At 61.6% G+C, this 20,288-nt stretch carries 17 protein-coding genes; 10 read left to right on the plus strand and 7 right to left on the minus strand.

Annotated elements, in window-relative coordinates; translation table 11 throughout:
• The first annotated feature begins 376 nt into the window (after positions 1 to 376).
• The 8 genes from ABZS45_RS09285 to ABZS45_RS09320 all read left to right on the plus strand — a co-directional run bounded on the left by ABZS45_RS09285 (position 377) and on the right by ABZS45_RS09320 (position 9,715).
• Positions 377 to 1,810, plus strand: a complete 1,434-nt coding sequence (locus tag ABZS45_RS09285) for an alpha/beta hydrolase (protein ID WP_412099575.1) — start codon at positions 377 to 379, stop codon at positions 1,808 to 1,810.
• 38 nt (positions 1,811 to 1,848) lie between these two features.
• Positions 1,849 to 2,928: an alpha/beta hydrolase gene (locus tag ABZS45_RS09290; RefSeq protein ID WP_412099576.1), complete on the plus strand. Its 1,080-nt coding sequence runs from the start codon at positions 1,849 to 1,851 to the stop codon at positions 2,926 to 2,928.
• Between the two features lie 84 nt (positions 2,929 to 3,012).
• Entirely contained in the window at positions 3,013 to 4,371 is a 1,359-nt protein-coding gene (locus tag ABZS45_RS09295) for a M1 family metallopeptidase (RefSeq protein WP_412099577.1), read from the plus strand.
• 59 nt (positions 4,372 to 4,430) lie between these two features.
• Entirely contained in the window at positions 4,431 to 5,435 is a 1,005-nt protein-coding gene (rfbB, locus tag ABZS45_RS09300; protein WP_412099579.1) for a dTDP-glucose 4,6-dehydratase, read from the plus strand.
• 7 nt (positions 5,436 to 5,442) lie between these two features.
• Entirely contained in the window at positions 5,443 to 6,807 is a 1,365-nt protein-coding gene (locus ABZS45_RS09305) for a sugar nucleotide-binding protein (protein WP_412099581.1), read from the plus strand.
• A gap of 117 nt (positions 6,808 to 6,924) precedes the next feature.
• The gene (gene rfbA, locus ABZS45_RS09310; RefSeq protein ID WP_412099582.1) at positions 6,925 to 7,791 is read left to right on the plus strand and encodes a glucose-1-phosphate thymidylyltransferase RfbA; all 867 of its coding nucleotides are present in this window, start codon (positions 6,925 to 6,927) and stop codon (positions 7,789 to 7,791) included.
• Positions 7,792 to 7,969: 178 nt separating this feature from the next.
• The gene (locus tag ABZS45_RS09315; RefSeq protein ID WP_412099583.1) at positions 7,970 to 8,839 is read left to right on the plus strand and encodes a thioredoxin domain-containing protein; all 870 of its coding nucleotides are present in this window, start codon (positions 7,970 to 7,972) and stop codon (positions 8,837 to 8,839) included.
• An 81-nt stretch (positions 8,840 to 8,920) separates the two neighbouring features.
• Positions 8,921 to 9,715, plus strand: coding sequence for a cytochrome c biogenesis CcdA family protein (locus tag ABZS45_RS09320; RefSeq protein ID WP_412099584.1), 795 nt, complete (start codon positions 8,921 to 8,923; stop codon positions 9,713 to 9,715).
• A 49-nt stretch (positions 9,716 to 9,764) separates the two neighbouring features.
• Here the strand turns inward: ABZS45_RS09320 and ABZS45_RS09325 are convergent, their stop codons facing one another.
• The 3 genes from ABZS45_RS09325 to ABZS45_RS09335 form a co-directional block, all read right to left on the minus strand.
• Positions 9,765 to 10,400, minus strand: coding sequence for an MBL fold metallo-hydrolase (locus tag ABZS45_RS09325; protein ID WP_412099585.1), 636 nt, complete (start codon positions 10,398 to 10,400; stop codon positions 9,765 to 9,767).
• The gene (locus tag ABZS45_RS09330) at positions 10,401 to 11,552 is read right to left on the minus strand and encodes an S-(hydroxymethyl)mycothiol dehydrogenase (protein WP_412099586.1); all 1,152 of its coding nucleotides are present in this window, start codon (positions 11,550 to 11,552) and stop codon (positions 10,401 to 10,403) included. It abuts the gene before it with no gap.
• Between the two features lie 66 nt (positions 11,553 to 11,618).
• Positions 11,619 to 12,434, minus strand: a complete 816-nt coding sequence (locus tag ABZS45_RS09335; protein WP_070444067.1) for a GDSL-type esterase/lipase family protein — start codon at positions 12,432 to 12,434, stop codon at positions 11,619 to 11,621.
• 169 nt (positions 12,435 to 12,603) lie between these two features.
• Here ABZS45_RS09335 and ABZS45_RS09340 point away from each other — a divergent pair, with 169 nt between their 5' ends.
• Positions 12,604 to 14,289 carry an AMP-binding protein gene (locus tag ABZS45_RS09340; protein ID WP_412099587.1) on the plus strand — a complete coding sequence of 562 codons (1,686 nt, stop codon included), beginning with the start codon at positions 12,604 to 12,606 and terminating at the stop codon, positions 14,287 to 14,289.
• Between the two features lie 142 nt (positions 14,290 to 14,431).
• Here the strand turns inward: ABZS45_RS09340 and nagE are convergent, their stop codons facing one another.
• The 4 genes from nagE to ABZS45_RS09360 all read right to left on the minus strand — a co-directional run bounded on the left by nagE (position 14,432) and on the right by ABZS45_RS09360 (position 19,628).
• The gene (gene nagE / locus ABZS45_RS09345; RefSeq protein ID WP_412099588.1) at positions 14,432 to 16,567 is read right to left on the minus strand and encodes an N-acetylglucosamine-specific PTS transporter subunit IIBC; all 2,136 of its coding nucleotides are present in this window, start codon (positions 16,565 to 16,567) and stop codon (positions 14,432 to 14,434) included.
• Positions 16,568 to 16,618: 51 nt separating this feature from the next.
• Complete coding sequence (gene nagB, locus ABZS45_RS09350) at positions 16,619 to 17,383, minus strand: glucosamine-6-phosphate deaminase (RefSeq protein ID WP_412099589.1); 765 nt, start codon at positions 17,381 to 17,383, stop codon at positions 16,619 to 16,621.
• 33 nt (positions 17,384 to 17,416) lie between these two features.
• On the minus strand, positions 17,417 to 18,574 hold the full coding sequence (locus ABZS45_RS09355; protein ID WP_412099590.1) for an N-acetylglucosamine-6-phosphate deacetylase: 1,158 nt from the start codon (positions 18,572 to 18,574) through the stop codon (positions 17,417 to 17,419).
• 175 nt (positions 18,575 to 18,749) lie between these two features.
• Positions 18,750 to 19,628: a hypothetical protein gene (locus ABZS45_RS09360; RefSeq protein WP_412099591.1), complete on the minus strand. Its 879-nt coding sequence runs from the start codon at positions 19,626 to 19,628 to the stop codon at positions 18,750 to 18,752.
• Between the two features lie 182 nt (positions 19,629 to 19,810).
• Between ABZS45_RS09360 and ABZS45_RS09365 the strand changes: the two genes are divergently transcribed.
• Positions 19,811 to 20,266: a DUF4442 domain-containing protein gene (locus tag ABZS45_RS09365; protein WP_412099592.1), complete on the plus strand. Its 456-nt coding sequence runs from the start codon at positions 19,811 to 19,813 to the stop codon at positions 20,264 to 20,266.
• Positions 20,267 to 20,288: the final 22 nt, after the last annotated feature.

The raw sequence follows: 20,288 nt of genomic DNA on the forward strand, positions 1-20,288 counted from the left end.
AAAAAAGTTCATTCTTCTTCTTTCTGTTGGTATTTGAGCGGCGTGCGCGACTTTACGCGGCACCCCTCCCGCGAGGTCACAGCGATGCAGGCGGCCGCCGCCGGAGGCGGTCTCGGTACCTAGCTCCACTAACGAACGAGACTGTCGTTGCGTTACATAACCCAGGAATAGGCGCGGAAAGATTATGACACGGTTTCAACTTCAATACCACCATTCACTTTAATAACTTGGTATGTTTAATCTCGCTACCCTTATCTTCGGGGGGTACTGAATTACCCATCTATCAGTACTTTTGCCCATTTCAAGGGTGGTTTGTCCGGAGCATCTTTTAAACTTGCCCCTACACTTCCGCTCATCATCAAGAAAGCGAGATTCCATGAAGATTGCGCGCTCTCTCACGACGCTGGCCGCGGCATCAGCCTTAGCCCTCGGCGCCGTTGTATCCCCTATCGCCAGCGCATCCGACATCGAACCGGAGCAAATCAGCGGTGAGGCTACGCCGTCCGACATCTCTGACATCGACCTTTACACCGAACTCGAGGAGTACCTGCCCAAGGATAAGGCCGGTAACCCGACGCCTTCCCGCGAGCAATTTGAGGCTTCCTTCGACAAGAAGGTTTCCTACCCAGACGTCAAGATCAGCAACCTCCCAGAAGAAAAGAAGTGGATGGGCTACGTCTTCAAGTACTGGGATTACCGCCACAAGGTGAAGGCCATCAATGCCACCGCACCTGCAATGGGCCGCGACGTCCCCCTTGCAGTGATCACCCCGGACGGTACCTTTGACGCCTCCCGCCCCACCCTCTACTTGCTCAACGGTGCCGGCGGCGCCGAGCAGGGCATGGACTGGATTACTTCCACCGTGGCCAAGGATCTCGATCCGAATACGGAGAAGACTCAGGATCTCGTTCACTACTACGCCAACCGCAACGTGAACGTCGTCATCCCGCAGGCGGGTGCTTTCTCCTACTACACCGACTGGCTGACTACCCCGGACCGCGGCTACCTCAAGGGCCCACAGAAGTGGGAGACCTTCCTGACCAAGGAGCTGCCGGGACCGCTGGAGGATCGCATTAACGGCAACGGCAAGCGCGGCATCGCCGGCATGTCCATGTCTGCTACCTCCTCGCTCGTGCTGGCTCAGCACAACCCGAACTTCTACGATGCCATCGGCTCCTACTCCGGATGCGCTGCTACCTCGACGCCGCTGCCGAACTTCTACGCGCAGCTCACGGTAAACCGCGGCGGCGGAAGCACCGAGCAGATGTGGGGCGCAAAGGGCGGTGACTACAACCGCTACAACGATGGCCTCATTAACGCCACGAAGCACAACATGGGCAATTCCAAGGTCTACGTTTCCGCCAACTCCGGTTTGGCTGGAGCAACTGACTTGGGCTCGTCCAAGATTGCAAACTCGGGCTCGTCCCAGGCCTTCAAGTCCTCCTCCACCCTCGTGGTTGAGGGCGGCGTCATCGAGGCAGCCATGAACGCCTGCACGCATGACCTGAAGGCAAAGATGGAGCGCGAGCGCGTCGACGCCGTATTCAACCTGCGCAACACCGGTACCCACTCCTGGCCGGGCTGGTATGACGACGTCAACTCCTCGTGGCCGACCTTCGCAGAAGCCTTCGGCCTTCCCGTGAAACCCTCCGCGCCCGAGGCAACGACTTATGCAGCTGATTCGGGAGCGGCCGCTAACGAAACGGCCGCCGAAGCCGATAAGCAGGATGCGAAACTGGATGAGGCAGAGGCGAACGACGGCGCCCCCGCTGATTCCGTGCCAGTAGACCTTGAGGCAACTGAGCAGTAAGCTCAACTCGCCGTACCACTTGTTGAATAAGGAACGTTATGAAGCGTCTTAGCTCTCTCCTCGCCGCCGGCGCGCTCTGCGCAGCCGCGCTGGTCAGCCCCGTTGCGGGTGCTGCCACCATCACCCCGCAGCAGGTTGCGGGTGATACTGCCCTATCCACTATCTCGGACCTGCAGGTCACCCCGGAGGTGGAGAGCCAGAAGTGGTATGAGCACTACAAGGATGACGCTCGCGTGCTCAAGCTGGAGGCTACCTCGCCGGCAATGAACGGCCGTGCTATTCCGCTGGCTGTCATCCCGGCCAAGAACCCGGACCGCCCGACGGTCTACCTGCTCAACGGCGCTGGTTCCGCCGAGCAGGACTCCGACTGGTTGTACATGTCTGATGCCGTGGACTTCTACGCCGAGAAGGACGTCAACGTGGTGGTTCCGCAGGCAGGCGCCTTCTCCTACTACACCGATTGGCTGGAGGAGCCCAACGGCAAGTACCTCAATGGCCCGCAGAAGTGGGAGACCTTCCTGACCAAGGAGCTCCCTGGCCCGCTGGAGGAGCGCCTGAACGCAAGCAACAAGCGCGCTATCGCCGGCATGTCCATGTCCGCGACGTCCTCGCTGCTGCTTGCTCAGCACAACCAGGGATTCTATGACGCAGTTGGTTCCTTCGCCGGCTGTGCTGCGACCGCCTACCCCACTGAGTACGAATTCCTGCGCCTCACCGTAAACCGCGGTGGCGGCCAGCCGGAGCAGATGTGGGGACCGATGGGTTCTGCCTACAACCGCTACAACGACGCCCTGATGAACTCCGAGAAGCTGCGCGGCACCAAGCTGTACATCTCCTCCGCATCAGGCTTCGCCGGTGAGCAGGATACCCCGTCCTACTACATCAACAAGGGCTACAGCCCGTTGACCGCCTACCTGGGCTCGGCGCAGCTGCAGGTAGAAGGCGGCGTCATCGAAGCGGCCGTTAACCACTGCACCCACATGCTCAAGGCAAAGCTGGATAAGCAGAACATTCCAGCAACCTACAACTTCCGCAACGTAGGCACGCACTCTTGGCCGGGCTGGCGCGAGGACCTAGTGAAGTCCTGGCCCACCTTTGAGGAAGCCTTCAACTCCTAAATAGTAAGCGGAGCACGTCGCGGTGCGGCGTGCCTGCTCCCCTGGCTTCGGATAAACCAGGCAGGGCGGTAGGATAGCGGCATTATGAAGCTGCTTTCTACCGCCCTTTCGCATATCTCGTCCACCCGCGGCCACGCCGCGCTTACCCGGGATAGCTACACGGGGGTGGACTTCAACCTCGGCTTCGAAGTCACCCACTATGACTTGGATCTGACCTACCGTGTGGAGCCCAACATGCTCCAAGGCGAAGCTGTGCTTCATATTCGTGCCTTGGAGGACTTAGACAAGCTCACGCTCGACCTTGGCGGAGCCATGGTGGCTCGTCGTATTACGGCGAAGCATGCCCCGCGCGTGGCCAAGTTCCGCCTATCCGGAGGAAAGCTGCGCTTGAACTTCGCCGACACAATCGTGGAAGGCCACGAGTTTGAACTGCTGATCCGCTATGGCGGCTCACCCCGCCCGCTGCGCACGCCATGGGGTGAGATCGGCTGGGAGGAGACGGATTCTGGCTCTTTGGTAGCTAGCCAGCCCAATGGCGCGCCCAGCTGGTTCCCGTGCGATGACACCCCGTCTGCCAAAGCCACCTACGATATTCGCATTACCGCCGACGATCCTTTCGTGGTCATCTCCAACGGCAGGCTGGTCTCCCGTCGCAGCTCCGGTGGTTCTATGACGCGCTGGCACTACCGCGTCAAGCACCCCATGGCCACCTACCTCGCCACGGTCCAAGTTGGCGAGTACATCGAGATCCCGCTCGGTGCCAACGTCCGCGCGTGGGCACCGGCCCGCCTCAAGCAGGTAGTGCTCGAAGAATTCGCCCAGCAGCAGGAGATGGTGGACTTCTACTCCAAGCTCTTTGGCCACTATCCTTTCGCCGACTACCAAGTAGTCATCACCGATGATGAACTAGAAATCCCTCTCGAAGCCCAGGGCCTGTCCATCTTCGGTTCCAACCACGTCAAGGGTGATCACGTCTTCGAGCGGCTCATCGCGCACGAGCTCTCCCACCAGTGGTTCGGCAACTCCGTGGGGCTCACAGAGTGGAAGGATATCTGGCTCAACGAAGGCTTTGCCTGCTACTGCGAGTGGCTGTGGTTTGAGCACGCGCATGGCCGCCCGGCGCATGAATCGGCTCGCTCGCACTATCAGGTGCTGGCCCGCAAGAAGCAGGACATCCTGCTCAGCGATCCCGGTACCCGCGATATGTTCGATGACCGCGTCTACAAGCGCGGTGCACTGACCGTGCACGCGCTGCGCCGCCTCGTGGGTGATGAGGCCTTCTTCCGCACGGTGCGCGAGTACCTCACCGCAGCACAGCACTCGGTGGTGACCCCAGAGGATCTCATCAGCCGCATGCGCGAGGCAGCGAAGAACCCGGGTGACGTCGACCAGCTCCTAGCCCAGTGGTTGGATAAGCCGGAGCTGCCGCGCTTCCCGCTATAAAAATCGGCCGCTTCATCCCGGCAGTCCCGTGATCACTGCATGCTCTAAACTGGGAGACCATGCGCAGACTGCTTGTTACCGGCGGCGCCGGCTTTATTGGTGCAAACTTCGTGCGGCTCGTGGCCGAGCAGCGCCCGGAGGTGGAAATCACCGTCCTGGACAAACTCACCTACGCGGGCAATCGCGCCAATCTCGACGGCGTAGACGCCGAGCTCGTGGTGGGGGACGTGGCGGATGAGGGGGTCGTCGACAAGCTCGTGTCCCAGGCGGATACCGTGGTGCACTTCGCGGCGGAATCCCACAATGACAACTCTTTGCGGGATCCTTCGCCCTTCCTCCACACCAACATCATGGGCACCTTCGTGCTGCTGGAGGCCTGCCGCCGCCACGATGTGCGCCTCCACCATGTCTCCACCGATGAGGTCTTTGGGGACCTGGAGATTGGTGCGGATACCTACTTCACGGAGTCGACTCCTTATACCCCTTCTTCGCCTTATTCGGCCACGAAGGCCGGCTCCGATCACCTGGTGCGTGCCTGGGTACGCAGCTTTGGGCTGCGGGCAACCATTTCGAATTGCTCCAATAATTACGGCCCCTACCAACACATTGAGAAGTTCATTCCGCGACAGATCACCAATCTGCTTCTGGGCCAGCCGGCCAAGCTTTATGGCACCGGCGAGCAGGTGCGGGATTGGATTCACGTGGATGATCACAATGAGGCCGTACTCGCCATCCTGGACCGCGGGCGCATCGGTGAGACCTATAACATCGGCGCCGATCAGGAGGATACGAACAACCGCCAGGTCATCGAGATGATTTGTGAGCTCATGGGCGCGATGGATGACGGCCAAGCACGTTTTGAGCACGTGGCGGACCGCCCGGGCCATGACCAGCGCTATGCCATGGATGCCAGCAAGCTGCGCCGCGAGCTGGGCTGGAGCCCGCGCTATACAGATCTGCGCGAAGGCCTAGCCGCCACTATTGAGTGGTACCGCGCACACGAGGACTGGTGGAGCCCAGGCAAGGAAGAAGTCGAAGCCAACTACGCAAAGCAAGGACAGTAAAGAAACCATGAAGGTGCAGTCAACGGCCATCGAAGGCCTGCTCATTGTGGAACTCGACGTCCACGGCGATAACCGCGGCTGGTTCAAAGAGAACTGGCAGCGCGAAAAGATGCTGGCGGCAGGTTTACCGGACTTCCAACCGGTGCAGAATAATGTCTCCTTCAATGCGGAGAAGGGCGTGACTCGGGGGTTGCACGCTGAGCCCTGGGACAAGCTGGTCTCGGTGGCCTCCGGCCGCGCCTTCGGCGCGTGGTGTGACCTGCGTGAGGGGTCCTCCACCTATGGGCAGCTGGTGACCCACGAGCTGCGCGAGGACGTGGCGGTCTTCGTGCCGCGCGGCGTGGCTAATGGTTTCCAGGCTCTGGAGGCTTGCGCCTACTCCTACCTGGTCAATGACCATTGGTCCCCGGACGCGGAGTACACCTGCGTCAGCCTCAACATGGTGGACTGGCCGCTGGCACCCACGGAGATCTCCGACAAGGACCGGGAGCACCCCGCGCTTGCCGACGTCTCCCCCATGCCCCCTCGCCGCATCCTGGTCACCGGGGCCAACGGGCAGCTGGGTCGCGCACTGCAGAAATTCCTGCCCTCTGCCGGTCTCGGGCCAGTGGAGTTCTGCCTCCACTCAGACTTTGACATCACCAATCCGCCTGCCCGCGCGTGGAAGCAGTACTCCGCCATCATCAACTGCGCGGCCTACAACGATGTCAACGGCGCGGAGGACGATCGCGCTGCGGCCTGGGACGTCAACGCCTCCGCCCCGGCGAAGCTCGCGCGCATTGCGGCGGAGAACAACCTGACCTTGGTGCATGTCTCCAGCGATTACATCTTTGACGGCTCCCACGAGATCCACTCCGAAGATGAGCTACCCTCCCCGCTCTCGGTTTACGGGGCGTCGAAAGCCGCGGGCGATACCGCTGCGCAAACCGCACCGCGCCATTACGTCATCCGCACCTCGTGGGTCTTTGGCGATGGGGCAAACTTCATGGCCACGATGCGCTCGCTGGCGAATAAGGGGGTCAACCCTTCCGTCATTCACGATCAGCGCGGCCGCCCCACCTTCGCCGAGGATCTGGCCAAGGGCATCATCCACCTGCTCAAGACCGAATCCGCCTACGGCGTGTACAACATCTCCAACTCCGGTGATGTGGTGGGCCGCGATGAGATTGCCATGGCCGTGTTCACCGGCGTGGGCCAGGATCCCGCCAATGTCACGCCAGTAAGCACCGAGCAGTACCGCGAGATCGCCGGACCCGAAGCTCCCCGCCCGAAGGAGTCCACCTTCGACCTGTCCAAGATTGAAGCCACTGGCTTTAAACCGATGAATTGGCGGGCCGCTTTGGCGCTCTACCTGGGGCTTTACCCGGCATAACACTCAACATACCACTTAACTTCCCAGGTGTTATGTTATGTGGGAAGTTAAGTGTTATGTTCGCCAGCTCGCGCCGCCGCACCCCGGCGCGAGCCCCCTCCGTTAAGCTTGAAGCCCATGAAGGGCATCATTCTCGCAGGCGGTTCTGGGACCCGTCTCTACCCCATCACCAAGGGCATCTCGAAGCAGCTCATGCCCATCTATGACAAGCCGATGGTCTACTATCCCCTGACCACCCTGATCCAGGCCGGCATACGCGAGATCCTCATCATCACTACTCCAGAAGACCAGGCCGCCTTCCAGCGCCTGCTCGGTGATGGCTCCCAGCTTGGCCTCTTGCTGCACTATGCGGTCCAACCCCGCCCCGAAGGTTTGGCCCAGGCCTTCCTCATCGCGGAAGACTTCATCGGTGACGACGACGTGGCACTCGTTTTGGGTGACAACATCTTTGACGGACACGGCTTCTCCACGGCGCTGAATGAGTGCAGTCACCCAGGCGGCGGCATCATCTTTGCCTACGAGGTCTCCGATCCGCAGCGCTACGGTGTTGTTGACTTTGATGAATCCGGCCAAGCCCTGTCCATCGAGGAAAAGCCCGATGCACCCAAGTCCAACCACGCCGTGGTGGGCTTGTATTTCTACGACAATTCCGTGGTGGAGATTGCCAAGTCGATCACGCCCAGCGCACGCGGGGAGTTAGAAATCACTGCCGTGAACGAAGAGTACCTGCGCCGCGGGCAGCTGCGCGTCAAACGCATGCAGCGCGGTGACGTCTGGTTGGATACCGGCACGGTGGACTCCATGAGTGAGGCCTCCGCCTACGTCGAGGTGATGCAAAAGCGCACCGGCACCGTCATTGGTTCGCCGGAGGTGGCTGCCTTCGAGGAAGGCTTCATCGATGCCGCCGCACTCACCGAGCTGGCCGAGCCCCTCCTGAAGTCCGGCTATGGCCGTTATCTCCTAGCCGCTGCGCAAGAGAGCTGAGACCGAGGTACATATCGATCAAATAAGGACCGAAAACCAACGGGATCTGGAGCCTTATTTGATCGATCCGTACGTGCTTAAGCCTCCTCGCCCAGTTTCAGGACGTGCTTAAGCGTCTCTCGCCCTGTGTCAGGAGCCGCCATCACCCAAACGAGCCCAGACGCGTTAAGGTAATCGCATGCCTAGTTCATCCTCTCGCCCCACCAGTGATTCGAAGAAATCAGCGCTATCCACCATCAGCCCCGTGGCGTGGGGATTGTTGGTGATCATTGTAATTCTGGCCATCATCATTGGTTTCCTGCTGGCGGAACGTGCTTCTTCCAACAATGAAGGAACTCACGCAGCGCAGGAGACCGCGACGAGCACGGCACCCACCGAAGACCTAACGAAGGACGCTGACAAGGCCACACCCGGCACGAAATTCGCCGACGGCAAGGGTGACCCGATGATTTTCGGCCCCGGCGGCGATATCAAGACCGGGGATATCACAGTCGTGCACCGCAAGAAAGAGGACGATCCTTTCGCCGTGGGCGCGGTGGATGCGCCCGTGGTGATTTCGGAATTCTCCGATTTCGAGTGCCCGTTCTGCTCCCGCCACGCTAATGTCACCGAGCCGGATCTCCTGAAGAAGTACGTGGACAAGGGCTTGGTGCGCATCGAGTGGAATGACTTCCCCGTTAACGGCCCCGCCGCCATCGAGGCCGCCAAGGCCGGACGCGCCGCCGCGGCGCAGGGTAAGTTCCACGAGTTCAAACACGAGCTTTACACCGCTAGCAAGGACATCAACGGCCACCCAGAATTCGGCATCGAAGATTTCATGAAGTTCGCTGAGAGGGCCGGTGTTGCGGACTTGGACAAGTTCCGCCAGCAGGCCACGGATGATACCTACACCGAGGTCATCGAGAAGGCCACCAGCTACGCTTCCCAGATCGGCATTACGGGCACCCCGGCGTTCGTGGTGGGAGATCAGTTCGTCAGTGGCGCACAGCCGCCTGAGGTTTTCGAGCAGGTCATCCAGGAGCAGCTGGGAAAGGCGGCCAATGCCTAAACCACCACTGATTGTGTGGGTCTTCATCGCACTGGTTATCTTGACCGCATTCTTAGGCGGTTATGCACTAGGGGTGAGCGTATGAGTATCGGAGTTTTTGGCGCCGTCATCGCCGGTGTGCTGACCTTGATCAGCCCCTGTTCAGCGCTGTTGGTGCCAGCCTTCTTTGCCTATGCCTTTGAGTCCCAGCGCCAGCTGCTGTTCAAAACCCTGGTCTTCTTTCTAGGCCTGTGCACCACGCTCGTGCCCATCGGCATGGGCCTAGCCGCCCTTCTTGCGCAATACCGCAGCCAGGTCATCACGGTTGCCGGCTGGATCATCATCGCGCTGGGAATCTTTACCGCCTTGGGCGGCGGTTTCCGGATTCCTGGCATGGATGCCCTGTCCGGTAAGGCGCGGGGAAGGGTATTTCTGCTCGGCGCGGTCTATGGCTTCGCGGGCTTTTGCGCGGGCCCACTCTTGGGCGCTGTTCTCACCACGGCCGCAGCGTCCGGCAGCGCGCTCTATGGCGGACTCATCATGGTGGCTTATGCCGCAGGCATGGCCGCACCACTCTTTGTGCTGGCCGCACTGTGGGAGCGCCTCGATGTAGGTTCGTGGTCCTGGCTGCGCGGGCGCGAGGTGGCACTCGGTCCCGTGCGCACGAATACCCTCTCCATTGTGTCGGGCGCATTTTTCGTGCTCATCGGGGTGCTGTTCATTGTAAGCTATGGCAGCGCAACCCTGCCCGCGGTCTTAAGCACGGATGCGCAGTTCGCAGTGCAGGAAAAAGCCCGCGCCTTCAGCGAGGGCGTGGCGGATGCGTGGGTATGGTTTGGGCTCTCACTCGCTGCCACGGTGGCAGTAGGAGTGAAAGCGGCCCGCACGCCGGCCTAGGGCCGACCGAGGACGGCCTAGAGCTTAGCTCTAGGCCAAGGTTTAAGGGTTAGTAACCGCGGGCGATGTACTCGTCGATGCGCGCGGCCTCCGCACCAATGGTGGTCTCATCGCCGTGGCCCGGCAGGACGCGGGTCTCCGCCGGGAGGTTTAGCACGCGGTTGCGCAGGGACTCGATGATGACGTCGAAGTCGGAGTACTTGCGGCCGGTGGCACCCGGCCCGCCATTGAAGAGGGTATCTCCCGACAGCAGCGTGGCCTCGTCCGCGATGTAGAGCACCACGCACCCCGGCGAGTGACCCGGCGTGTGGAAGACCACGACATCGCTATCCCCGACGGTGAAGAGCTGGTTGTCCTCCAACGGCACGAAGTTCGCATCCTTGTGCGTTTCCTCCCACAGCGGGCGGTCATCCGGGTGCAGGTACACGGACACACCGAAGTGTTCAGCCACCTGGGGTGCGAGTTCACAGTGGTCGTTGTGCGCATGAGTGAGGATAACGCCCTTGACGGTGCGCTGTCCTACCTCTTCGATGACGCGCTCGGCGTCGTGGGAAGGATCGATGATGTAGCATTCGGCGTCGCTTGACGCGCCACCAGCGGCCAGGATGTAGACGTTATTGTCCACGTCCCACTCACCGCCATCCAGGCGGAACTTTCCTGAGGTTACAAACTGTTCAATGATCATTTACAGCTCCACTACGGATCGAAGTACCTTGCCAGCCTTCATGGTAGCGAAGGCTTCCTCGACGTCGTCCAGGCCAACGCGCTCGGTGACGAAGTCCTGTAGCGGGAAGCGGCCCTGCAGGGAGAGGTCGACGTACATGGGGAAGTCGCGCTCTGGCAGGCAGTCGCCGTACCAGGAGGACTTGAGCGATCCGCCGCGGCCGAAGAAGTCGATGGCCGGAATGTCGAAGCGGCTGGTGAGGTTCGGAACACCCACCATGACCATGCGGCCGGCCAGGTCGCGGGAGTAGAAGGCCTGGCGGGTGGTAACAGGAATGCCCACGGCATCGATTGCCACGTCGGTACCGAAACCATCGGTAAGCTCGCGGACTGCCTCGATGACCTCGTCCTCAGACTTGTCCTTCGACGCAATAGTGTGGGTAGCGCCGAACTTCTTGGCCAGCTCCAGCTTGTCTGGGTCCAGGTCCACGGCGATAACCTTGGAGGCACCCGCCAGCACCGCGCCGGCGATAGCCGCCATGCCCACGCCACCGCAGCCGAAAACCGCGACAGACTCGCCGCGCTCAACGTCCGCGGTATTAACAGCAGCGCCCAAACCGGCCATCACGCCACAGCCCAGCAGGCCCGCGGCCGCCGGGTCTGCCTCCGGGTTGACCTTGGTGCATTGGCCTTCGTGGACCAGGGTCTTCTCGGCGAAGGAGCCGATGCCGAGCGCCGGGCTGAGCTCGGTTCCAGCGTCTGCATCGCCTTCAGCAAGCGTCATCTTCGCGGAGGCGTTGTGGGTGTTGAAGCAGTACTTCGGCTCGCCCTTCTTACAAGCGCGGCACTCGCCGCACACCGCGCGCCAATTCAGGACCACGAAGTCCCCGACCTCGACGTGGGTGACGGCATCGCCCACGCGCTCGACGACGCCCGCCGCCTCATGCCCGAGCAAGAACGGGAAGGCATCCTCGATATCACCATCGCGGTAAGCCAGGTCGGTGTGGCAGACGCCGCAGGCCTGAATCTTGACCACGACATCGTGCTCGCCAGGAGCAGGCACGACGATGTTGACGGTCTCGACGGGCTCGCCCTTGGCGCGCGCAATCACGCCGCGGACAACCTCCGAGCCTTGCTGAGAGTTATTTTCATTTAGATTTTCATTAACAGTCATGTCCGCGAGGGTACGCGAAAGGCCCGGGCAACGTAGCCCGGGCCTAAAAGTCAGAAAAACGCGCTTCTAGAAGCTAGCGAGGTGGTTGGCCACAAACTCGTGACCGCGCGCATTAATGTGCAGCGGCAGGTTGCCCGGCCCCGCGGAGAAGTCCACCAGACCTGCCCACAGGCGCTTGTCGGCGTCGGCACACATGCCACGATCCCAGGTCATCGGCTTCATGTCCACGAACTCGGTTCCGGTAGCGCGCGCCAGGTCCACCTGCATCCACTGCGCGACGTTTTCATAGCGCTGCACCATCGGCAGGGCCGTGGCATCGGCCGGCTTCGGACCAAAGTGGAGGAGGCAGTAGCGGTCACCCGAGCCAATGGTCGGGTAACCCACGATCTGGATGCGGGCATTGGGCGCTGCCGCACGGATCTTGTGAATCAGCGGTGCATTGGCGCCGACCCAGCGGGCGCGCAGGTCACCGTCGGAAAGCCCGGCGTTGTTATACGTATCGTTGAACCCGCTGGAAAAGAGCACGCGCTGGGTGTCCGCACTGAGCGCGCCGCGACGAATGGCATCGTCGATCTGTGCATTCACCTGTGGCCCCTGAGACATGGACACAGCACCTGAGCAGGAGAAATCCGCCACCGGCATGCCCAGCTTGGCGGCGGTGCGCTTGGCGTAGTTATTGCCGGACGGGCAGTTCAAGCTCGGGTTGCGCTGAGAAGAGCCCAATCGCGAGGACAGATACACATCCAGTTGCGGATCCGCGAGCACGGAATCACCAAAAGCAACGAGGTTTCGCTCGCCGGCAACAGCCTGGGGAGCTTGGGCCAATCCAACCGCCACGAGGAGGGCGGCGCAGAGGGTGGCAATGCGCTGAGTAGACTTCACGTGACTAATGTCCTTCCAAGAGAGTATGTTCTAGACCGAAACCATAATAGACTACGCTAGCGGTTGCAGCTTATGTAACAATAGCAACACCTGTAACAGGTTGTCGTTTTGATTGTGGCGAGTCTGCCGTCCCCGTAACCTCTTTTCCCCTCTTTTCGATGAGAACCTTATGAAGCTTTCTGATGTAACCTTTCACGCCGCTGCCCTCGGGCGTTTTATCCCCTCGCTGTTCCGCGCAGGCCTCATTAGCCCCGCCGGCGGCCCGCGGGCGGTGGCCTTGACGGCACCGGTTCTCGCGCGCTACCGCTTCACCACCGCCCGCGAAGTGGAGCAGGCCTACCTGACCTGCCCGGAACGCCTTGCGCTTATCGACGATGACGGGGCACTCACCTACCACCAACTGCGTGATCACTCCCGCACCTTCGCGCGCTGGCTGCATTCTTTGGGGCTCGAGGAGATCCGCCTCGGCGTGATGGCCCGCAATGGCCGCGGCATCATCACGCCGCTCGCCGCCAAGGGCTATGCGGGGGCACACATCTTTTTGCTCAACGTTGGTTCTTCCCCCGAGCAGCTTGCCGGCTGCATCGAGGAAAACCGCATCAACGTGCTGGTTATCGACGATGAATTCATCGACCGCCTCGCCCCCACCGACGGTCCTAGTCCCACCAATAATGCTAGCCCCATTGACGGCCTGCACGTGGTCATTGGCCACGAGTCCGGTGAGGAGATTCCCGCTGAGCTGGCGCAGGCGGCATCGCTGCGCAAGATTGTTCAGAACCCGCGGGACGTCGAAAAGCAGAAGCTTCCCACCTGGCCCAAGCACGGGCATATCGTGCTGATGTCCTCCGGCACCACGGGCATCCCTAAAGGCATTATGCGCCCGGAGCCCACGCTGCCGGTGGTAGTTGCCTCCATCGTGGATGCGGTGCCGTGGCGCGGGGACCAGAAGGTGCAGATGACCGCCTCCATCTTCCACACGTGGGGCTGGGCCTGCCTCAACATCGCCCTGGGCCTGCGCAATACCATTGTCACCCGCCGCGTCTTCGATCCGGCGGCCGCGCTCGATGATATCCAGCGCTACCAGCTCGATGGCTTACTCTCCTCCCCCGTCTTCTTCCGCCAAATGGTTGAGGTGGACCCGGATTCCAGCTTTGATACCTCGAGCCTGAAGTTCATTGCCTCCGCCGGGCACGCGCTGACCCCGGAGATCGTCAAGGAAACCCACGAGCGATTCGGCCCGATTCTCTGCAATGTTTATGGCTCCACGGAGCTAGCACTGGCATCGACGGCCACCATGGAAGAGGTGGCTAAGGATCCCACCATCGGCGGCAAGATTGCCTCCGGCACCAAGCTGCGCATCCTGGATGAGGAAGGCAATGAGGTCCCGCGCGGCGAGGTCGGCGAGATTTACCTGACTAATTCCACTGCGCTCATTGGCTATACCAACCCGAAGATTCCGCTCCACAAGGTTGATGGCCTGATCTCCATCGGGGACTTGGGCTATATCGACCCCGATGGCTACCTGCACGTGGTGGGCCGCGCGGATGACATGATCATCGTCGGTGGTGAGAACGTGCACCCGCAGTCGGTGACGGAGGTTCTTGAGGCCATGCCGGGCATCGCGGAGGTGCACGCCGGCGGCGTGGAGGATGAGACCACCTTCCAGCGCATCGCCGTGTGGGCCGTAACCACGCGCGATGCCCTGGGCAAGACCGTGACTGCCGATAGCATCCGCACCTGGGTCCGCGAGAACCTCGCCGACCACTCCGTGCCGCGCGACGTCCACTTCTTGGACAAGCTGCCGCGCAATGCCACGGGCAAAGTGGTACCGCGCCTGCTAAGCCACACCGACTAGCCCACGCCTATTCCTCTCAAGACGTAGAACCCTCCGAGCCAGAACTGCCCGAGTTGCCAAAACCTTCGCTCCTCACCGCATGGAGCGCCGCTGGTGTTGTCAACTAGGGCAGTTTTATTCCTGGGCTGAGCCAGGGGTCAGTTTAGCTGCTGCGCTTGACGGTTGCTGCGACCTCGCCTGGCTGGGTATGACCCTCGCGAGCGATGTCGACTCCGGCGACCTGCTTAGCCGTCGGGCACACCACCGGGGTGATGAGGTTGACGCCGCGCTCGCGCAACTTCTGCGCCTCCACCGCGATGATCGGCGTGCCGGCGGTGACGGTATCGCCCTTCTTGGCCAAGGCCGTGAAGCCTTCACCCTTCAACTCCACGGTGTCGATACCGATGTGGATGAGGAGGTCCAGCCCGTCTGCCGTTTTCATGCCAAAAGCGTGGCGCGTCTTGAAGACCATGGTGATGGTTCCGTCTACGGGGGCGCAGACGTCGAAGGCATCGACGGCATCAGGCATAACGGCGAAGCCTTCGCCCACCATGCCCTGGGCAAAGGAGGCATCCGGGACCTGGGAGAGCTCGACGACATCACCCGCGAACGGGGCGTGCACGTCGACGTCTGCGACATCGCTGCTGACGCTCTTGGCGCTGGAGCCGGCCGGTACGCTGGCTGCAGCCCCCGCAGCTCCAGCCGCGCTCGCTGCACCAGTCGTGGCCAGGGCCGGGGAGCCGTGGCGCAGCTGATGGCTGACCTCGTCATACATGAACTGCACGGCTGGGCCCACGATGACCTGGACGCTCTTCTCGGAGGGGTGGATGACGCCGGAAACGGCGGCGCGTTTGATCACGGAGTCATCGACAAGCGCGCGCTCCTTCACACCTACGCGCAGGCGCGTGGTGCAGTAGTCCAGTGAGTCGATGTTGTCCTTGCCGCCGAGGCCCTCGATGATGCGGGCAGCATCAGCTGCAGTCTTGTCATCGCCGGTAGCAGAATCCTCCACGTTGTCGGCTTCGTCCTCGCCGCGGCCCGGGGTCTTAAGGTTGAGCCAGCCGATGAGGAAGTAGAAGATGATGAAGTAGAGGAAGAAGAAGCCCACGCCCATCACCAGCAGCATGTACCACTTGTTAGCCAGCGGGTTCTGCGAGGAAAGCAGCATGTCCACGAAGCCCGCGGAGAAACCGAAGCCAGCGGTCCACTCCATGGTGGAAGCGATGAAGACGGACAGGCCCATCAGCAGTGCATGCACCACGTAAAGCAGCGGGGCGACGAACATGAAGGAGAACTCCAGCGGCTCGGTCACGCCGGTGAAGAAGGATGCCAGGGCACCAGCAGCCATCAGGGAACCGACGACCTTGCGCTTGTTCTTATCCGCGCGCAGGTACATGGCGAGTGCCGCGCCCGGCAGACCAAACATCATGACCGGGAAGAAACCCGCCTGGTAGCGGCCGACGACGCCCTCGACCGTGCACTGACCGTTGGCCCAGATGCCCGGGCAGTCAGCAGCGGAGCTGGCGGCAGCGGCTGCCTCGATGGTCTTCTGACCGGCCTGGAAGTTGCCGATGTCGTTGATACCGATGACATCGAACCAGAAGACGGAGTTCAACGCGTGGTGCAGGCCAGTCGGGATGAGCAGGCGGTTAGCCACACCATAAATACCGGCACCCGCCGCACCCAGGCCCTGGATGGAGGTACCGAAGTTGAAGAGCGCGTTGTAGATGAACGGCCATACGAAGTAGAGGATGCCGGAAATCACCATGGCGATGATGGCGGTAAGAATCGGCACGAGGCGCCGGCCAGAGAAGAAGGCCAGGAAGTCCGGCAGCTTGGTACCGTGGAAGCGGTTATACACCCAGGCCGCCATGATGCCGGCGAGGATGCCGAAGAGGACGTTGCCGCCGCCCACGGCGTTCCAGCCTTCCGAAGCCCATTCCAGGGCCTCATCGCCGGTCAGCGCGGTGGGGTCTTCGATGCCGCGATAACCGGCCACGGCGTCGGGGCCGAGCAGCTTCATGAAGGTGGCGAAGGCCAAGAAACCAGAGAGTGCCGCAGCACCGTTGGAATCCTTGGCCAGGCCGAAAGCAATGGCGATGGCGAAGATCCAGCCCAGGTTGGCCAGGACCGCATCGCCGGAGCTAATCAGCAGCTGGGCGGCGAGGTTATCCGGGCCGGCGGCGCTGGAAATCCAGTAGCCAAGGCCACTGAGGATCGCCGCGACGGGCAGCACCGCCACGGCGCCCATGAGGGCTTTTCCGAGCCGCTGCAGCGGCCCCATGACATCTATTTTCATGTCTGAAACGTCCTTTCGAGAAGGGAAGTTATGGAATTAGAAAAAGGAGCTTTAACGCAGGCGGTTCTGGTCCGCGAAGAGGTAGTACTCGCGGTCCTCCAAGAGGGCGGCAGCGGCTTCATCAACGATCACGGTTGCGTGCGGGTGCAGCTGCAGCACCGAACCAGGGCAGCGCGCTGAGAGCGGTCCTTCGACCATCGCTTGCACCGCGTTGGCTTTGTTGCTGCCGGTGGCGATGAGGAGCAGGTGGCGGGCCTCGCTAATCGTGCCCAAGCCCTGCGTCAACGCGTGGCGCGGAACCTCCTCTAGGTTGTCGAAGAAGCGGGAGTTATCTTGCACAGTCTGCGGGTGCAGGGCCACCACGCGAGTGCGCGAGGTCAGGGAGCTCGAGGGCTCGTTGAAGCCGATGTGGCCATTCGCACCGATGCCGAGCAACTGGATATCGATGCCACCGGCATTCCGGATGGCCTGGTCATAGGCGGCGGTGGCTGCCACGGGGTCGGCAGCGCTGCCTTCTGGGCTCTTGACCAGGGCATCATCAAAATCGACGTGGCTGGTGAAGTCACGGCGGATGGTGGCGTAGTAGGACTGCTCGTGCTCGGGGTTAAGGCCTAGGTATTCGTCGAGAAGAAATGCATGGCTGCCCGCGAAGCTGACCTCGCCGCGCTCGTGGCGGGCGATGAGCTCCTTGTACGTGGCCACCGGGGTGGAACCGGTGGCCAGCCCCAGGGTGGCTGAGGTGTTGGCGTAGCGTGTGAGGATATCGGCGGCCGCGGCAGCGACCTCGGCTGGGGTGGAGCGAATGAGGATGTCCATAATCTGCCTTTCTGATGTGAGTGAGAGTCTTGTTTAAAAGTTTATAAATTCAGTGCCACCGACAATGACGCGCACCGGTTTCAGCTGGGCATTGAGGCCCACCAGGTTGGCGCGTGCACCAACCGCGATTCGGCCTAGATCCGCCTCCCCCAGCACATCGGCGGCCGTGGTGGAAGTAAAACGCACCGCTTCGCCCAGACCATGACGTGTGGCAAAGCTGCCGAATTGCTGGGCCAAGGTGGACGTACCACCCGCGATGGCGCCGCTGGGCACGCGCGCTACTCCCCCGCTCACGGTGACGGGCAGCGAGCCTAGCTCATAAGCACCATCGGCCATGCCGGCAGCCGCCATGGCATCAGTGACGGCGAAGGCGCGGTGGCTGTGGGCCATGTCCACGGTGCCGTCGACAAGATGCACACCATCGGCGATGAGCTCGACGGACGCATCCCCCGCCTTCGCCGCGGTGAGCAAAGCCGCGACCGTGCCCGGCGCGCGGTGGTGGATGGGCGGCATGGCGTTAAACAGGTGCGTGCCAGTCACGGTGACGCCGAGCTCCTTGGCCTGGGCGATAACCTTCAGCGTGGTGTCGTAATCGGCCTCGGTGTGGCCCAGGCTGGCAATGATGCTGTGCTCCGCGCACACAGCGAGCAGCTTGTCGACGTTCTCCGTTTCCGGCGCAAAGGTAATCGAACGCAGGTGGCCGCGGGCCGCGGCGATGACTGCGCGGAAGAAGTCCGGGTCGCCCGGCACGATGCGCGAAGGGTCCTGCGCGCCGCACTTGGCCGTCGCGATGAAGGGACCCTCCATGTGGATGCCGGCGATCTCGCCTTCTTCGGCCAGCTGAGCCAAAAGCTCCGCCCGAGCGCACAGTTCTTCTTGCGTCCCGGAGACCATACTGGCCAGCAGCGTCGTCGTCCCCTGCGCACGGTGGAAGCGGGCGGCGGCCAGGCACTGCTCATAATCGCCGTTGGGGAATCCCCCGCCGTTGCCGCCGTGGTTGTGCAGATCCACGAAGCCGGGCACCCACAGCAACGCATCCGGGTCCCCGGCGCGCCAGGCGGCCTCGGCTGCGGGGGCGTCGCCAAGCGCTATGCCCTCAATATTCTCCCCGAACGTGACGGCACCAGCGCGCAGCTCGAAGCGCTCATCGATGTAGAGGCCCTCGACGTGGCCTTTCGCCTCTGTCTGCATGACTCATTCGATTCTGTTTGTACGGGCTGGCAAGGCACAGCCCAATTGACAATTCACTTGAAATTTATCAGGGCTACCAATTTTTGTGAACCGCACTTCCTCCGTAGGGTGTGTGAGCGCAGATGCCTTCTAGCGTGTTAGGTACACCGCGTGGTATGCCGAAAGGCCCCGCGAGTTACCAGCCGCGGGTGGCCACTCGGTCCCAAAGCGCGTTGCGAGCTAGCTCACCGGCGCCCGCTGGTGAGGTGCCAACGAACACGTCTTGGGCGTCAGGATCATCAGTGAGGATGAAGCGGAACCACGCGGTGGCATAGCCGTCCCCGAGCTCTAAAACATCCTTGTGGTCCGCACCTAGGCGACGAGCAATGACCGCCGGACCACCAGCCGATTCATAGTTCTCCTGCAGGTCTTCCCACGGGCTGACAAACCAGCGGTCTGAACGGCCATCGCTCGTCATCAAGAACAGCGGTGCCTTGACGTCCGCGGTGGTGTAATCCCAGTCATTGGACTGTGCCACTTTGTGGGAGGCCGGGCTCGCCGCATACACAGCTGCTACCTCCACGTGGGCCGCAGCGTTGATGGCACCTGCACCGCCCTGTGAGTGCCCGAAAATGCCGACCCGTGATCGATCTACTCGGGGATCCAGTTCCGGCAATCGCTCAACTAAGTGCACGACATTCTCCCCTATTTCGGTGTTGGGAGTCTCATCACCAACGACCACGAAGCCCCAACTTGCCAGGTGCTCCGCCACGGGCAGGTAGCTGCTCAACGGCGTGTTCGTGCCATTGGCCATGACCACCGCAGGAAACGGTCCCGCGCCAGTCGGTGCCGCGATGGTCACGTCGCCGTCACGCCGAACGCCAACCTCGTGCGGCCCCTCGCCTGCAAACGATGCTTCCAGCGGGCCACCTGCCTCAGCGCTGTATCCGTAAGCCACGCCGTCATCACCGGTCACGCTGTCTGTGTCTACCCACTGCATGAATCCCACAAACCCGACGAACGCCACCACAATCACGGCCACCACGGCAATCATGCCCACCACAAGCTTCTTCATGCCCTACATTGTGTTTCCCACAAGAGCGAAAGGCACTAGCGCTAGCACTACTTTTTCCTGTATCCAGTGCGCTACCTGTCCCCGCCTGAAGGAAACAGGTTGGACTAGAGGTTTACTAAAATGATGTCGCAATTCATCAGAAAGATCGCTTCCTGTCCCACCAATCAACTGGAGCTATCCTCATGGCCCACTTCACTGCACGCCAGCTCAAGCGCTTTATGGGATTCTGGCCACCCTTCTTGGGAGCTGGCATAAAGATCAAGGAATTCGCTGATGATGGAACCCGCGTCATTGTCAGCCACACACCAAACATGCTGACCAAGAACGCCATGGGCGTTGCCTTCGGCGGCACTCTTTCCGCCATGACGGATCCGTTTTTCATGCTCGCCTCCATGCACCGCCTGGGCAAGGAGTACCGCATCTGGGATGCCGCTGGTGAGATTAAGTTCCTCAAGCCCGGCCGTGGCACGGTCACCGCCGATATTCGCATCCCCGAGGAGACCTACGCGCTCATCGAGGAGAAGACCGCCAACGGCGAGAAATACCTGCATTGGTTCGACGTGGACATCATCGATGAGGAAGGCGACGTCGTCGCGCATGTCCGCCGCCAGGTCTATTACCGGCGCAAGCAAAAGTGATCGCTGCGAAACCGCACGCAGG

The sequence above is a fragment of the Corynebacterium aurimucosum genome, from assembly GCF_046895345.1.
Lineage (GTDB): Bacteria > Actinomycetota > Actinomycetes > Mycobacteriales > Mycobacteriaceae > Corynebacterium > Corynebacterium aurimucosum_G.

Coding starts and splice junctions, on each gene's coding strand:
- ABZS45_RS09315 (WP_412099583.1), top strand. CDS start 7,970: ATGCCTAGTTCATCCTCTCGCCCCACCAGTGATTCGAAGAAATCAGCG.
- ABZS45_RS09365 (WP_412099592.1), top strand. CDS start 19,811: ATGGCCCACTTCACTGCACGCCAGCTCAAGCGCTTTATGGGATTCTGG.
- rfbA (WP_412099582.1), top strand. CDS start 6,925: ATGAAGGGCATCATTCTCGCAGGCGGTTCTGGGACCCGTCTCTACCCC.
- ABZS45_RS09325 (WP_412099585.1), bottom strand. CDS start 10,400: ATGATCATTGAACAGTTTGTAACCTCAGGAAAGTTCCGCCTGGATGGC.
- ABZS45_RS09360 (WP_412099591.1), bottom strand. CDS start 19,628: ATGAAGAAGCTTGTGGTGGGCATGATTGCCGTGGTGGCCGTGATTGTG.
- ABZS45_RS09290 (WP_412099576.1), top strand. CDS start 1,849: ATGAAGCGTCTTAGCTCTCTCCTCGCCGCCGGCGCGCTCTGCGCAGCC.
- ABZS45_RS09285 (WP_412099575.1), top strand. CDS start 377: ATGAAGATTGCGCGCTCTCTCACGACGCTGGCCGCGGCATCAGCCTTA.
- ABZS45_RS09320 (WP_412099584.1), top strand. CDS start 8,921: ATGAGTATCGGAGTTTTTGGCGCCGTCATCGCCGGTGTGCTGACCTTG.
- nagB (WP_412099589.1), bottom strand. CDS start 17,383: ATGGACATCCTCATTCGCTCCACCCCAGCCGAGGTCGCTGCCGCGGCC.
- ABZS45_RS09355 (WP_412099590.1), bottom strand. CDS start 18,574: ATGCAGACAGAGGCGAAAGGCCACGTCGAGGGCCTCTACATCGATGAG.
- ABZS45_RS09340 (WP_412099587.1), top strand. CDS start 12,604: ATGAAGCTTTCTGATGTAACCTTTCACGCCGCTGCCCTCGGGCGTTTT.
- ABZS45_RS09330 (WP_412099586.1), bottom strand. CDS start 11,552: ATGACTGTTAATGAAAATCTAAATGAAAATAACTCTCAGCAAGGCTCG.
- nagE (WP_412099588.1), bottom strand. CDS start 16,567: ATGAAAATAGATGTCATGGGGCCGCTGCAGCGGCTCGGAAAAGCCCTC.
- ABZS45_RS09305 (WP_412099581.1), top strand. CDS start 5,443: ATGAAGGTGCAGTCAACGGCCATCGAAGGCCTGCTCATTGTGGAACTC.
- ABZS45_RS09295 (WP_412099577.1), top strand. CDS start 3,013: ATGAAGCTGCTTTCTACCGCCCTTTCGCATATCTCGTCCACCCGCGGC.
- rfbB (WP_412099579.1), top strand. CDS start 4,431: ATGCGCAGACTGCTTGTTACCGGCGGCGCCGGCTTTATTGGTGCAAAC.